This is a genomic window from Streptomyces sp. CNT360, assembly GCF_000424785.1.
The window spans coordinates 71,041-84,778 of record NZ_KE384244.1; the positions used below are offsets into that span (position 1 = coordinate 71,041).

The 13,738-nt window shown below is 74.7% G+C and carries 12 protein-coding genes; 4 read left to right on the plus strand and 8 right to left on the minus strand.

The window, feature by feature from the left end; genetic code table 11:
• Positions 1-232 precede the first annotated feature (232 nt).
• Positions 233-688 carry a helix-turn-helix transcriptional regulator gene (locus H297_RS44645; RefSeq protein ID WP_486589702.1) on the plus strand — a complete coding sequence of 152 codons (456 nt, stop codon included), beginning with the start codon at positions 233-235 and terminating at the stop codon, positions 686-688.
• Here the strand turns inward: H297_RS44645 and hutI are convergent.
• The 4 genes from hutI to hutU form a co-directional block, all read right to left on the minus strand.
• Complete coding sequence (hutI, locus tag H297_RS0128005) at positions 628-1,806, minus strand: imidazolonepropionase (protein ID WP_027739748.1); 1,179 nt, start codon at positions 1,804-1,806, stop codon at positions 628-630. The two genes, H297_RS44645 and hutI, sit on opposite strands and share 61 nt — an antisense overlap.
• A gap of 112 nt (positions 1,807-1,918) precedes the next feature.
• Positions 1,919-3,340 (minus strand): formimidoylglutamate deiminase, encoded by a 1,422-nt coding sequence (locus H297_RS0128010; RefSeq protein WP_027739749.1) that lies wholly within the window; start codon positions 3,338-3,340, stop codon positions 1,919-1,921.
• Entirely contained in the window at positions 3,337-4,545 is a 1,209-nt protein-coding gene (locus tag H297_RS0128015; protein ID WP_027739750.1) for an allantoate amidohydrolase, read from the minus strand. Before H297_RS0128015 ends, H297_RS0128010 begins: the two co-directional genes overlap by 4 nt.
• Positions 4,546-4,586: 41 nt before the next feature.
• Positions 4,587-6,257 (minus strand): urocanate hydratase, encoded by a 1,671-nt coding sequence (gene hutU / locus H297_RS0128020; RefSeq protein ID WP_027739751.1) that lies wholly within the window; start codon positions 6,255-6,257, stop codon positions 4,587-4,589.
• A gap of 556 nt (positions 6,258-6,813) precedes the next feature.
• Between hutU and H297_RS0128025 the strand changes: the two genes are divergently transcribed.
• Together H297_RS0128025 and H297_RS0128030 are read left to right on the plus strand one after the other, a co-directional pair.
• The gene (locus H297_RS0128025) at positions 6,814-7,527 is read left to right on the plus strand and encodes a type 1 glutamine amidotransferase domain-containing protein (protein ID WP_027739752.1); all 714 of its coding nucleotides are present in this window, start codon (positions 6,814-6,816) and stop codon (positions 7,525-7,527) included.
• Between the two features lie 38 nt (positions 7,528-7,565).
• Positions 7,566-8,489: an aldo/keto reductase gene (locus H297_RS0128030; RefSeq protein ID WP_027739753.1), complete on the plus strand. Its 924-nt coding sequence runs from the start codon at positions 7,566-7,568 to the stop codon at positions 8,487-8,489.
• A gap of 287 nt (positions 8,490-8,776) precedes the next feature.
• Here the strand turns inward: H297_RS0128030 and H297_RS38830 are convergent, their stop codons facing one another.
• On the minus strand, positions 8,777-10,012 hold the full coding sequence (locus H297_RS38830) for a PP2C family protein-serine/threonine phosphatase (protein ID WP_078514708.1): 1,236 nt from the start codon (positions 10,010-10,012) through the stop codon (positions 8,777-8,779).
• A 230-nt stretch (positions 10,013-10,242) separates the two neighbouring features.
• Here H297_RS38830 and H297_RS0128040 point away from each other — a divergent pair, with 230 nt between their 5' ends.
• Positions 10,243-10,665, plus strand: a complete 423-nt coding sequence (locus tag H297_RS0128040; protein ID WP_027739754.1) for a glyoxalase/bleomycin resistance/dioxygenase family protein — start codon at positions 10,243-10,245, stop codon at positions 10,663-10,665.
• Positions 10,666-10,717: 52 nt separating this feature from the next.
• Here the strand turns inward: H297_RS0128040 and H297_RS0128045 are convergent, their stop codons facing one another.
• From H297_RS0128045 to H297_RS0128055, 3 genes are all read right to left on the minus strand, one after another.
• The gene (locus H297_RS0128045; RefSeq protein ID WP_486589703.1) at positions 10,718-11,377 is read right to left on the minus strand and encodes a GNAT family N-acetyltransferase; all 660 of its coding nucleotides are present in this window, start codon (positions 11,375-11,377) and stop codon (positions 10,718-10,720) included.
• 110 nt (positions 11,378-11,487) lie between these two features.
• Positions 11,488-12,342: a MurR/RpiR family transcriptional regulator gene (locus H297_RS0128050; protein WP_027739756.1), complete on the minus strand. Its 855-nt coding sequence runs from the start codon at positions 12,340-12,342 to the stop codon at positions 11,488-11,490.
• 127 nt (positions 12,343-12,469) lie between these two features.
• On the minus strand, positions 12,470-13,738 hold the full coding sequence (locus tag H297_RS0128055; protein ID WP_078514710.1) for a Gfo/Idh/MocA family protein: 1,269 nt from the start codon (positions 13,736-13,738) through the stop codon (positions 12,470-12,472).

Below are 13,738 nucleotides of genomic sequence, written 5' to 3' on the forward strand. Positions count from 1 at the left end.
TACCCCGCCCGGTCGACCCGCGCGCCGCCTCAACCCGTGGGTGGAGGCGCGAGTTGGCACCTGCACGGGATTCCCCGCGGCCTGCGGGTCCCTGTCGTCACGGCGTAGCGGAGCAGTCGGTGAGCGAACCGGGGGGACAGTGCACACCTGCCGGAAAGTCCGCGGAAGCACAGGTGGCGCGGGGGAGGCGGCGGCCTGCCGCCGCGCCCTCCTGGCGAGGGTCCAGCGCTTCGTGCAGGAGCACCTGGGCGATCCTGAGCTGTCTCCCGGCGCCGTCGCCGAGGCCCACCGCATCTCCGTCCGCAGCCTGCACCGCCTCTTCCAGGGCCAGGGCTGCACCGTCACCGCGTGGATCCGTGCGCAACGTCCGGCGCACGTACGCCGTGACCTGGCCGACCCGGCGCTCACCTCCCGGACGATCCAGTCCCTTGCGGACCGGTGGGGTTTCCCGCGTCCCGCGGACTTCACCCGCACGTTCCGCGCCGCCTACGGCGTCTCCCCGCAGGAGTACCGGAACGCGGCGCTGCCGGGCCGTCTCCGCGCCGGACCCGCGCCCGCTCCGTGCCGCGTTCCCGTCCTGCCGCGCGAGGGGGCGGCCGCCGCGCGTGACAGGCCGGACGGACCGCCCTATGCGACGCGTACGCCCCGGCGCCAGACGTCCGCGACCAGCGGCACCCCCGGGCGGTAGGAGAGGTGGACGTGGGAGGGAGCGTCCAGCAGGGTGACGTCGGCCCGGCAGCCGGGGGCGAGGCGGCCCACGTCGGTGCGGCGCAGGGCCCGGGCGCCGCCCGCGGTGGCCGCCCAGAGGGCCTCGTCGGGCGTCATGTTCATCTCCCGGACGGCGATCGCGATGCAGAAGGGCATCGACGAGGTGTACGAGGAGCCCGGGTTGCAGTCGGTGGACAGGGCGACGGTGACGCCCGCGTCGAGCAGCCTGCGCGCGTCGGGATAGACGGCGCGGGTGGAGAACTCGCAGCCGGGCAGCAGGGTGGCGACCGTGCTGCTCTGGGCGAGGGCGTCGACGTCGGCGTCGGTCAGGTGGGTGCAGTGGTCGGCCGAGGCGGCCTCCATCTCCACGGCCAGCCGCACGCCCGGCCCGTAGGAGAGCTGGTTGGCGTGCACGCGGGGGATCAGCCCCTGCGCCTTGCCCGCGGCCAGGATGGTGCGGGAGCGGTCCTCGTCGAAGGCACCCTCCTCGCAGAAGACGTCCACCCAGCGGGCGTAGGGGGCGCACTCCTGGAGCATCTGTCCGGCGACGAGGGCGGTGTATCCGTCGGGGTCGGACGCGTACTCGGGCGGGACTACGTGGGCGCCGAGATAGGTGACCTCGTCCACGCCGGACCGGGCCGCCACCCGCAGTGCGCGGGCCTCGTGCTGCGGGCTGAGCCCGTACCCGGACTTCGTCTCCAGCGTGGTGGTGCCCTGCCGGTACATCTCCCGCAGGTGGGCGTCGAGGGTGGCGGCGAGGGCCTCGTCGGACGCCTCGCGGGTGGCCTGGACGGTGGTGCGGATGCCGCCGGCCGTGTAGGGCCGGCCGGACATGCGGGCGTTGAACTCGGCGGTGCGGTCACCGGCGTACAGCAGGTGGGAGTGGCTGTCGACGAAGCCGGGCACGGCAGCTCTGCCGCCCGCGTCGTGGACCGTGTCGGTGGCCGGTACCCGGTCGGTGGGGCCGACCCAGGCCACCTCGCCGCCCGCCATGACGAGGGCGGCGTTCTCGATGACGCCGAGCGGGCTCCCGTCGCCCTGTGCGGGGTCGTTGGTGACGAGGGCGGCGAGGTGGGTGAGGGCGGTGGTCTCGGGCATGGGTGGGTTCCTCGTTGGGCCTCGGGGCGGACCGGCGGGGGCCGGGGCGGCGGGCCGGTCGGGGGCGGAGGCCGACCGTCCTGCCGCGGCGGGGCAGGGCGGTCGGCGTGCGTCAGGGGCGGAGGGCGGTGATGGCGTCCTTCAGGGCCGCGGGGACGTCGCCCACCGCGGTGTGGGCGCCGTCGCGCACCACGTGCCGGCCGCCGACCACCGTGTGGCGGACGTCGGCGGAGGTGGCGGCGAAGACGACGGCCTCCGCGGCCATCCGGTCGGCGGTTCCGGTGGTGCGCACCGAGTCCAGCGCCACGGTGGTGAAGTCGGCGAGGGCGCCGGTCTCCAGGCGGCTCGCCTCGGGCCAGCCGAGCGCGGCGTGGCCCGCCTCGGTGGCGGCGCGCAGCAGTTGCCCCGCCGTCCAGTGACCGCGCGCCCGGCTGGCGAGGCGCTCGTCGAGCTCCATGGCGCGGGCCTCCTCCAACAGGTCGATGACGGCGTGGCTGTCGCTGCCCAGCGACAGGGCGGCGCCGGCGCGGTCCAGGGCGAGGGCCGGGCCGATGCCGTCGGCCAGGTCGCGTTCGGTGGTGGGGCACATGCACACGCCCGTCCCCGAGCGTCCCACCCGCCGGATGTCGTCCTCGCTCATGTGGGTGGCGTGGACGGCGGTGGTGCGGGGGGTGAGCACGCCGTGCTCGGCCAGCAGCGCGGTCGGCGACATGCCGTGGACGCTCTGGCAGGCCTCGTTCTCGGCGGTCTGCTCGGACAGGTGGACGTGCAGGGGGGCGTGGCGCTCCTCCGCCCACCGGGCGACGGTGCTCAGTTCGCGTGCGGGGACGGCCCGCACGGAGTGCACGGCGGCGCCCACCCGCGCGTGGTCGCCCTGCGGGGCGAAGGCGGTGACGCGTTCGGCCCACGCCTCGGCGGTGCCGTCGCTGAACCGCGCCTGGTGCCGGGTCGGCGGCTCCCCGCGGCCCCGGGGGCCGATGCCGGAGGCGAGGTAGGCGGTGTCGAGCAGGGTGATGCGGATGCCGGCGTCGGCCGCGGCGGCGACCAGCGCGTGGCTCATCGCGTTGGGGTCGTCGTAGCGGGTGCCGCCCGGCGCGTGGTGCAGGTAGTGGAACTCGCCCACGCAGGTGATGCCGGCCAGCGCCATCTCCGCGTACACCGCGCGCGCCAGGTCGTAGTAGGTGTCGGGCGTGAGCCGGCCGGCCGTCTGGTACATCGCGTCGCGCCAGGTCCAGAAGGTGCCGGAGCCGACCTGGACGGTGCCGCGCAGGGCGCGGTGGAACGCGTGCGAGTGGGCGTTGGCCAGGCCGGGCAGGGTGAGCCCGCGCAGCACCACCGCGCCGGGCGGCGGCGCCTCGACGCCCGTGCGTACGGCGCCCAGCCGCCCCTGTGCGGTCGTCTCCAGGACGACATGGGGCTCGACGGTGCCGTTGAGCCAGGCGAGTTCGCACCAGTAGGCCGCCGCGCCCGGTGCGCCCTCCGGCGCCGGGCCGGGGCCGGAGGCGCCGGGGCTGTTCGTCGTCCTCGTCGTCACGCCAGACCTTCCAGTACGTCGGCGAGCGCGGTGACGCCCGCCGCACAGTCGTCCTCCTCGGCGAACTCGGCAGGGGCGTGCGAGACACCGGTCGGATTGCGGACGTACAGCATCGCCGTGGGCACCGAGGCGGACAAAACACCCGCGTCGTGTCCCGCGCCCGTCGGCAGCAGCGGTACCCCGCCGGCACCTCCGTCCCCCTCGCCTCCGTCCCCCAGGATCCGCGCCATCCGGTCGCGCAGCGCGTGGTCGAACTCGACCAGCGGCGTCGCCGACTCGCGTGTCACCCGCACGTCCACGCCGTCACGGACCCCGCGTTCACCGGCCGCGCGTTCGATCTCGGCGACGACCCCGGCCAGCGTCTCCTCGTCCGGCGCCCGCGAGTCCAGCCAGCCGCTGACCCGGGACGGCACGGCGTTGACGCCGTTCGGCTCCGCGGCGACCTTCCCGAAGGTGGCCAGCGCACCGGCCAGCCGGGCCTTCTTGCGGGCCGCCAGCACCGTCGTGGCGTAGGTGAGCATCGGGTCCCTGCGGTCCTCCAGACGGGTGGTGCCCGCGTGGTTGGCCTCGCCACGGAAGTCGAACCGCCAGCGGCCGTGCGGCCAGATCGCCGAGGCGACGGCGATCCGGTGCTCGGTCGTCGCCAGTGCCCGCCCCTGCTCGATGTGGAGCTCGACGAACGCGCCGATCCGGGCGAGGCGCTCGGGGTCCGGGCCCAGCGCCTCGGGGCTCTGCCCGGCCGCCTCCATCGCCGCGGGCAGCGTGACCCCGTCCGCGTCCCGCAGCGCCTGGGCGTCCTGGCGTGCGAGGGTGCCCGCCATCAGGCGGGAGCCCACGCACGCCAGGCCGAAGCGGGCGCCCTCCTCGTCGGTGAAGTTGACGATGGCGAAGGGGCGGGAGAACGTGACGTTCCGGCTGCGCAGTTCGTCCCACGCGGCGAACGCGGAGACGACGCCGAGCGGACCGTCGAAGGCGCCGCCGTCCGGGACGGAGTCCAGGTGGGAGCCGGTCACCAGGGCGTTGCCGGCCTCCTTGTCGCCGGCCCACGCCCACTGGTTGCCGTTGCCGTCCACCTCGTAGTCCAGGCCCCGGGCCAGTGCCTGCTCCCGGAACCACTGCCGGCACTCCTGGTCGGGACCCGTCCACGCGAACCGGCGGTACCCACCGGAGTCCGCCCTCCCGAGGGGGAGCAGCTCCTTCCACATCTGGTGGAAGGACGGGGCCTGCCGCCCATCGCCGTGCTCCCTCACTGCTCCCCCTCGCGCATCGGGATGCGGACCCCGCGCTCGGCGGCGACGGTCTCCGCCTCCTCGTACCCGGCGTCGACGTGCCGGATGACACCGGTGCCCGGGTCGTTGGTGAGGACCCGGCGCAGCTTCTCCCCGGCCAGCGCGGTGCCGTCGGCGACGGTGACCTGCCCGGCGTGCAGGGAGCGCCCCATGCCGACCCCGCCGCCGTGGTGGAGGGAGACCCAGGAGGCGCCGGAGGCGACGTTGAGCATCGCGTTGAGCATCGGCCAGTCGGCGATGGCGTCGGAGCCGTCGCGCATGGCCTCTGTCTCGCGGTAGGGGGAGGCGACGGAGCCGCAGTCGAGGTGGTCGCGGCCGAGCGCGAGGGGGGCGGCGAGTTCGCCGGAGGCGACCATGTCGTTGAAGCGTTCACCGGCGGCGGCGCGTTCGCCGTAGCCGAGCCAGCAGATACGTGCGGGCAGCCCCTGGTAGTGGACGCGTTCGCCCGCGAGCCGCAGCCAGCGGGCCAGCGACTCGTTCTGCGGGAACAGGTCGAGCAGGGCGCGGTCGGTGGCGGCGATGTCGGCGGGGTCGCCGGAGAGGGCCGCCCAGCGGAAGGGGCCCTTGCCCTCGCAGAACAGCGGCCGGATGTAGGCGGGGACGAAGCCGGGGAAGGCGAACGCGCGTGCGTACCCGGCCAGCTGTGCCTCGCCGCGGATCGAGTTGCCGTAGTCGAAGACCTCGGCCCCGGCGTCCTGGAAGCCGACCATGGCCTCCACGTGCGCCGCCATGGACTCGCGGGCCCGCCGGGTGAAGTCTGCGGGCTTCGCGGCGGCGTAGTCGGCCATCTCGGCGAAGTCGACGCCGACCGGCAGGTAGGAGAGCGGATCGTGGGCGGAGGTCTGGTCGGTGACGATGTCGACGGGGGCGCCGTCGGCCAGCATCCGCGGCAGCACCTCGGCGGCGTTGCCGAGCAGCCCGATGGACAGCGGGCGGCGGGCGTCGCGGGCCTCGACGGCGAGCCGCAGGGCCTCGGCGATGCTGTCGGCGCGCACGTCGCAGTAGCCGTGTTCGATGCGGCGTTCGATGCGGGTGGGGTCGCACTCGACGACGATCGCGACGCCGTCGTTCATGGTGACGGCGAGCGGCTGGGCACCGCCCATCCCGCCGAGCCCGGCGGTCAGGGTGATCGTCCCGGCGAGGGAGCCGCCGAACCTCTTGGCGGCGACGGCCGCGAAGGTCTCGTAGGTGCCCTGGAGGATGCCCTGGGTGCCGATGTAGATCCAGGAGCCGGCCGTCATCTGGCCGTACATGGTCAGGCCGAGCTGCTCCAGGCGGCGGAACTCCTCCCAGTTGGCCCAGTCGCCCACCAGGTTGGAGTTGGCGATCAGGACGCGCGGGGCCCACTCGTGGGTGGTCAGCACGCCGACGGGGCGGCCGGACTGGACGAGCATCGTCTCGTCGCCGCGCAGGGTGCGCAGGGTGCGGACCATGGCGTCGAAGGAGGCCCAGTCGCGGGCGGCCTTGCCGGTGCCGCCGTAGACGACGAGCTTGTCGGGGTGCTCGGCGACCTCGGGGTCGAGGTTGTTCTGCAGCATCCGCAGTGCGGCTTCCTGCTGCCATCCGAGCGCACTCAGCTCGTTGCCGCGCGGCGCCCTGACCGGACGCGGTCCTGCGGTGCTGGCCATATGACCCTGCCTCCTCGGCTCCAGCCGTATCGAATCTATTCACCAATAATACGCAGTGAATAGTTCTAGTCAACGGGTGGCCGGGCACGGATCCCGGTCGGCCGCCCGCCGCCGGGCAACCGGCAACGCCTGGCAGCACAACGCGGAGTGGCGACGGACACCCGCGACGGGGGACGGCGACGCACCGTCGCACCCCGCCGCCCGCCGCACCCCGGCGTGCGTCCGGCTGCCCGTCCCCCGTTCCGGCCGTCCCTCGTGCTCGGCCGTCCCTGTGTCGGTCGGTCCGCCCGGTCGCCCGGCCGCCCGCTCGTCCGTCCGTCCGTCCGTCCGTGAACCGCCAGGGGTGGGACAGCCGGAGGGACACGCGGCCCGCGGGCCGCTTCCGGTCGCCGCCCGGGACGCGAGCGGCCTACCGTCGTTCCAGAGCGCGCTGACGGTGCGCATACGGAGGGGACGCCCCGGGTACGGCATGTCGGCGCACCCCGCGCAGTCCGCAGCACCCGCCGCTCCCCCTCCCGCTCCCCCCGCCGAACCCCACGCAGCCCCGGAGAACCTCATGTCGCAGATCCTTTTCGTGCTGACCGGTGCCCAGCACTGGACCCTCGCCGACGGCAGCCGGCATCCCACCGGCTTCTGGGCCGACGAGGCGGTCACCCCCTACGAGGCCTTCAGAACGGCGGGCCACCAGGTCGCCGTCGCCACCCCCGGCGGGGTGGTGCCCAGCGTCGACCAGGCGAGCCTGTCCGCGGACGCGAACGGCGGGCAGGACAACGCCGACCGGGTGGCCGCGGGCCTGGAGGCGTTCACCGAACTGGGAGCGCCGCTGAGCATCGAGGACGTACGGCTGGACAGCGCCGGCGGGCCCGCGGGGTTCGACGCCGTCTTCTGCCCGGGCGGCCACGGCCCCATGGAGGACCTGGCCACCGACAGCGACTCGGGCACCCTGCTGGTGCGCACCCTGGCCTCGGGCCGGCCGCTGGGCGTCGTCTGCCACGGCCCGGCCGCGCTGCTGGCCGCCCACACCCAGGAGGGCGCCGGTGTGGTGCACGGCCGGCGGCTGACCGCCTTCAGCAACGCGGAGGAAGCGCAGACGGGGCTGGCCGCCAAGGCCAGATGGCTGCTCCAGGACCGGCTGGTGGAGGCGGGCGCGCACTTCGAGGAGGGCGAGCCCTGGGCGCCGCACGTGGTGGTGGACGAGAACCTGGTCACCGGCCAGAACCCGGCTTCCGCGGGGCCGGTGGCCGCGGAGGTCATCAAGATGCTTGGCTGAGAACCGTCCTGTACGTCTTTTCGAAAGGGACCGCACAGATGACCACCCGCGCACCCTCCGGCTCCCGTCCCGCCGATGCCGCCGGGCAGTTCTCCCTCGGCGGCGAACTGCCGGTGAGCCGGCTCGGCTACGGAGCGATGCAGTTGACCGGGCCCGGCATCTGGGGCGAGCCGCGGGATCCGGACGAGGCCGTCCGGGTGCTGCGCCGCGCCGTCGAGCTGGGTGTCACCTTCATCGACACGGCCGACTCCTACGGGCCGTTCGTCAGCGAACGCCTGATCCGCGAGGCCCTGCACCCCTACCCCGACGACCTCGTCATCGCCACCAAGGGCGGGCTGACCCGCGCCGGGCCCGACGACTGGCGCCCGGTCGGCCGCCCCGAGTACCTGCGCCAGCAGTGCGAGCTGAGTCTGCGCCACCTGGGCGTGGAGCGCATCGACCTCTACCAGCTGCACCGCATCGACCAGCAGGTGCCGGTCGCCGACCAGCTCGGGGAGCTCTCGCTGCTCCAGCAGGAGGGCAAGATCCGCTTCCTCGGGCTGTCGGAGGTGACGGTGGCCCAACTGGAGGAGGCCAGGAAGCTGGCGGACGTGGTGTCCGTGCAGAACCTCTACAACCTCGCCGACCGCAGCGCGGAAGAGGTGCTGGAGTACGCGGAACGGGAGACCGCCCAGGGGAACAGCCTGGCCTTCATCCCCTGGTTCCCCATGGCGACGGGCGACCTGGCCCGTCCCGGTGGCCCGCTGGACGCCGCCGCGCGGGAGCACGGCGCCACCCCCTCCCAGCTCGCGCTGGCCTGGCTGCTGCGCCGCTCCGAGGTGATGCTGCCGATCCCGGGCACCTCGAAGGTGACGCACCTGGAGGAGAACACCGAGGCGGCCCGGATCGAGCTGTCCGACGAGCAGTTCACGGCGCTGGCGGACGCGGTCGTCGGAACGGAGCGCCCGGACAGCACCGGGTAGCCGGGACCGCCACCGCCGGGGGCTCCGCACCACGGGACAGTCACGAGTGCCCCGTCCGCACGCCCGGCCGGGCCGTCCCGACCGCGGCCCCCGACCGGCGGTCGGCGGGCTCGGTCGGCGGTCCCGACCGGCGGTGGCCACCCCCGACCCGCGGTCAGCGGTCCCGATCGTCGGTCCCCCCCCCGACCGGCAGTCGGCGGTCCCGACCGGTGGTGTGCGGTCCCGACCGGTGGTGTGCGGCTGGACGGACGCGGGGCCGGGGCTGTGTGTTCAACGGGCCCGGTCGGTCAGGTCCGGGTCCCGCCGCCCGCGCCGCTGCCGCCCATGCCGTGGCCGTCGGCCCCCTGTCCGGCCGCGCTCTTCCGGCCGTGCCAGTCGATGCACATGAGGAGGGCGTCGTCCTGGAGGGGCGTCTCGCCCCGGTAGTCGGCCAGCTCGCGGAGCATGGCGGCCGGGACCTGGGCGGCCGGCAGCAGCTTGTTGGCGGCCAGGGAGCGGGCCAGGGCGCGGTCGCCGTACTTCTCACCGGCGCGCCCCGCCGTGTCGTAGACGCCGTCGCTGCCGAACAGCAGCCGGTCGCCGGGCAGCACGGTGTGGTGTTCCTCGGTGTAGACGGTGTCCTCGAACATGCCCAGCGGCAACTGTCGGTCGAAGTCGATGCTGTCGATCGTCCGGCTCCCGCGCAGCCGCCACATCCGCGGGGAGCCCGCGTCCACCACCTCGACGTCGCCGGTGGCCAGCTCCAGCCGCATCAGCAGCACCGAGACGTAGGCGGAGCCCTGGTACTGCGCGTACACGGCCTGGTCCGCGAGGGTCGCCTGGCCGGCCAGGTCCAGTCCGGCGCGGCGGGCGTTGCGCAGCGCGTTGGTGGCCAGATTGGTCAGCAGCGCTGCCTCCATGCCCTCGCCCATGCCGTTGGTGATGCTCAGCGTCAGGTGCCGCTCGGAGGCCTCCCAGTCGAAGGTGTCGCCGAAGATCGCGTAGGCGGGCTCCAGATGGGCGCCGACCTCGAACTCGGGCCGCATGCAGGAGCGGCCGGGCAGCAGCTGCCACTGCATCTCCGCCGCGAGGGTGAGCCGTGAGGCGCGCCGGGCCAGCACGAACAGGTCGGTGTCCCGCTCGGCGACGAGGATCTCGTGCCCGAGCGCCTCGCACAGCTCGTGCAGCTCGGGCAGCAGGCCGCGCGCGTCGGAGGCGGCGGGCAGCCCGACCGAGAGCGTGCCCATCCGGTCGCTGCGGACCGTCAGCGGCAGATGCACCACGACCCCGCCGCCGCTCCGGCTGGTGACATGCGGCTCCTGCGCGCCGAAGGCCCGGCCCTCCGGGCTGTCGTGCACGGGTACCGGTCCGTGGTGCGCCGGATAGCCGTCGACCATCTGGAGCGAGGTCATGCCGTAGTCGACCATGCGGACCTCGACGCGGTCGGCGCCGTACCGCTCGCGCAGCTCGTCGGCGACGACGGAGACGAGCGCCTGCGGCGGCGCGGTGCGCAGCCTCTGCTGCACGGCGGCGAGTCGGTCCACGGCGTTCCTGGTTCTGTGCGGGGCTGGCGAGGACCCCGCCCGGGATCGCGCCTGCTCAGCCGGATGTCTGTGCAGAATTCCGTGCAGGTGTCACCGTATCGCAGCGCCCACCACGGGCCCCTGCCGCGGTACGGCGCCGCCGCGCGACGAGTTTCCGCACTCCCGGTGGTCCCTTTCCACGGCGCCGGTGCACAGGGCCCGGTGATCCGGGACGCGGGAGGCAGTACGTCATGAGTGAGGCCACGGAACCGGCCGGCCCCAGGCTGGGCGGCACCGTGCTGGGCAGCACCGACCCGGGCAGGCTGTGGGAGTGGTACCGCGACGCGTTCGCCCCCGGCCGCACCCGGGACGGCCGCGAGGACGGCAGCCCGGTGCGCCACCTCGACCTGTGCGGCACATACGTGCTCTTCGAGGCCCGCGACGACGTGGGCAGCAGGTCCGTCGAGCCGGGCCGCGCCCTGGTGAACTTCGAGGTGACCGGCATCCACGAGCTGGAGCGCCGCCTCACCCGGCAGCTCGATCCGCGCTGGATCCGCCCCGTCGGGGTGGCCGGCGCGGACATGCTGATGGGCACCGTGGAGGACCCGGACGGCAACTACGTCCAGCTCTGCGAGCCCACGGACGGACACTCCGCGCACCGGCACCGTGAGTGACGCTGCGCACAGCGGGCGGCCGTCTCGCTCCGGCAGCCGGGCAGGGGCGTGGTCAGGGCCGGTAGGCGCACTCCGTGAGGATGCTGTGCGCCTCCCAGCCGAGCGTCTCGTACAGGGCGCGGCCCTGCGGGGTGGCGCCGAGCAGGCCGAGGCCGGCGCCCGCGGCCACGGCGCCGTCGGTGAGGGCGCGCACCACCAGGCTGCCCAGACCACGCCGCCGGTGGGCCTCCTCGGTGACGACGCCGTCCAGCACGGCGGTGCCCTCCAGCACGGACATCCGGCCGCCGGCCACGTGCCGCCCCGCGGTGTCGGACACCTCGGCGACGGTGACGCACCCGCGGGTCCGGGTGGCGAGGAGGTAGCCGTCGGGCGGCACCGGAGCGGTCCGGTGCAGGCCGGTGACCATCAGGTGGCCGGTCTCCGCGTGGTCGATCTCCCAGTGGGGCGGCAGGTGGCCGGCCACCGTGCCGGGCTCCGCGAAGACCATGAGCCAGGTGTGCGGCGCGGTCACCGCTGCGGCAGCCTCGCGGACGGTGGCCTCGGGGGCGCCCAGCAGCACGTGCCGTCCCACGAGGCGGGCGGATCCGACCGCCATCCACAGCCCCCAGGGGCGTTCCACCGGCGCGGGGGTGCCACGGGCGGCGGCCCAGCCGGTCACCCACTTCCGCACGAGCCGGCGGTCGGCGCCGCGCACCACAGGGGAGCTGTCCAATCAAGGGCCTCCGGTCAACTGTCGGGCAACGGCCGCGCGCAGTACGGAGACTGACGCACGAAGGCACCCGCTTTTCCGGCGTCTTCCGACGCGGCCGGTCCCGGGCCCGGTCACTCCGCGAAGAGCCCGCGCTCGCTCGCCCGGGTGTCGAACTCCTCCAGGCGGGCCTGCGCGTCGGGCAGGCCGTCGCACATCGCTTCGAGCAGGACGCGGCCCAGCAGCATGGGGGCGCAGGCGGTGTCGAAGGCGAGGCCCGTGCCGACGGCGGCGGGCAGCAGCAGGTCGCCGGGGTGCGCGACGGGCGCGAAGGCGCTGTCGGCGACGGTGACGACGGACAGCCCGGCCGCCCGGGCCTGCTCCAGCGCCTCGACGGTCTCGCGGGGGTGGCGGGGCAGCGCGAAGCACATCAGTGCACTGGCGCCGGCACGTACGCACCTGTCGATCCGGTCGACGAGCATCGAGCCGCCCTCGGTGAGCAGCCGCACGTCGGGATGGACCTTGGCTGCGAAGTAGGCGAAGCCGCTCGCCTGGGCCGCCGCCGCCCGCAGCCCCAGGACGGGCAGGGGGCGGGAGCCGGCCAGCACCGCCCCGGCGCGTTCGAGGGGCGCCGGGTCCGCCAGCAGCCCGGCGAGGTGCCGCAGGTTCTCGATCTCGGCCAGCACGGCCTGCTGGTACTCGTTGCCGCCGTTGTGCGGCCCGCCCTCGGCGCCGGGAGAGGCCGCCTCCGCCTGCGGCTCGCTCTCCCGCAGGTGACGGCGGAGCGCCGGGTAGCCGTCGAATCCGAGCGCCACGGCGAACCGGGTGACCGACGGCTGGCTGACCCCGGCCAGCTCGGCGAGCTCGACGCTGGAGAGGAAGGGCGCGTCCCCTGCTCTGCGGACCATGCAGTGGGCGATGCGGCGCTGGGTCGGGGTCAGCCGGTACCCCTCGAACAGTGACAGCAACCGCGCACTCGCGCTGCTCATCCCGCACCTCTCATTCAGCCCGCTCCCCCCTTGCATAACCCTATGCAGCAAGAGCCGGCCGCGGCAAGGCACCCGGCGCGGGCGCCCCGCCCGGCGCGGGGCGCCGGGCGGGGCAGTGGTGGCCGTGTCAGGCCTGGCCCTCGTCGAACCAGCGCGCCAGGTCGGGGGCCACCCGCCCCACGGCCACCGGTGTTCCGCCGTCCCGGAGGGAGGCGGTGGCTGCCACGCCGGCCGCCACCGCCTCACGGGCGGCGACGGGGCTGGTGTCGGTGGTTCCGCCGTCCCGGACGAACCGCAGGAACTCCGCGACCAGCAGCGGGTCGGACCCGCCGTGTCCGCCGGCGCCCTCGCCGGGGGCGGGCATCGGGACGACCACGTCCGCCTCGGCGCGGTAGCCCTCGCGGCTGCGGCGGTTCCACACCCGCACCTCGGCGGTCTCCCCGTGGTCGCCGAAGTTCTCCAGCCGGCCCTCGGTGCCGATGACGGTGTAGTTGCGCCAGTAGTCGGGCGTGTAGTGGCACTGCTGGTAGCTGGCGTGGACACCGCCTTGCAGGCGCATCACCATCATGGAGAGGTCCTCCACGTCGACCACCGGGTTGAGCCCGGTCAAGGAGCGCGGGGGCCAGTTGTTCTCCGGGTCGTACCAGTCGGGCATCACCGCGCCGGGTGCCTGGCCCGAGCGGTCGGGGTTGTCGCCGTAGACGGTCAGGCCGCCCAGCGCGGTGACCCGCTCGGTGTAGGCGCCGGCCAGCCAGTGGATGACGTCCAGGTCGTGGGCGCCCTTCTGCAGGAGCAGGCCGGTGGTGTTGCGGCGGTCGGCGTGCCAGTCCTTGAAGTAGAAGTCGCCGCCGTGGCCGACGAAGTGGCGGCACCAGACCGCCTTGACCTCGCCGATCTCGCCCCGCTGGATCAGCTCGCGCATGGTGCGCACCACCGGCATGTGCCGCATGTTGTGGCCCACGTACAGCCGGGCGCCGCCGGCTCGGGCCGCCTCCAGCACCCGGTCGCAGCCCTCGGTGGTGATGGCCAGCGGCTTCTCCACGAAGACGGCGACGCCCGCGCCGAGCAGGTCGAGTGCGAGCTGCTCGTGCGTGTGGTCGGGGGTGATGACGAAGACGGCGTCCAGCTCCTCCGCCCGGAGCAGCGCGTGGTGGTCGGTGTAGACGTGCACGTCCTCACCGAACCACTCGCGGGCCCGCTCGAAGGCGGCGGGCGCGAGGTCGACGGCGGCCACCACGCGGGAGCCCTCGCCGGGGCGGTGCGCCTCCTTGGCCAGGGTGGCGCGCAGACCCAGGCCGACGACGGCCAGGCGCAGGTCCCGGGTGCGACCCTCTTGGCCGCGGTCGGCGGCCGGGGCGACGGCGGTACCGGTCGGGGTGTCGGTCGGATGGCTCAT

Excerpts from the sequence above, each read along its gene's own strand:
- hutI (WP_027739748.1), bottom strand. The coding sequence starts at position 1,806 with ATGCCCGAGACCACCGCCCTCACCCACCTCGCCGCCCTCGTCACCAAC.
- H297_RS0128015 (WP_027739750.1), bottom strand. The coding sequence starts at position 4,545 with ATGTGGAAGGAGCTGCTCCCCCTCGGGAGGGCGGACTCCGGTGGGTAC.
- hutU (WP_027739751.1), bottom strand. The coding sequence starts at position 6,257 with ATGGCCAGCACCGCAGGACCGCGTCCGGTCAGGGCGCCGCGCGGCAAC.
- H297_RS0128025 (WP_027739752.1), top strand. The coding sequence starts at position 6,814 with ATGTCGCAGATCCTTTTCGTGCTGACCGGTGCCCAGCACTGGACCCTC.
- H297_RS0128030 (WP_027739753.1), top strand. The coding sequence starts at position 7,566 with ATGACCACCCGCGCACCCTCCGGCTCCCGTCCCGCCGATGCCGCCGGG.
- H297_RS0128040 (WP_027739754.1), top strand. The coding sequence starts at position 10,243 with ATGAGTGAGGCCACGGAACCGGCCGGCCCCAGGCTGGGCGGCACCGTG.
- H297_RS0128050 (WP_027739756.1), bottom strand. The coding sequence starts at position 12,342 with ATGAGCAGCGCGAGTGCGCGGTTGCTGTCACTGTTCGAGGGGTACCGG.
- H297_RS0128055 (WP_078514710.1), bottom strand. The coding sequence starts at position 13,738 with ATGAGCCATCCGACCGACACCCCGACCGGTACCGCCGTCGCCCCGGCC.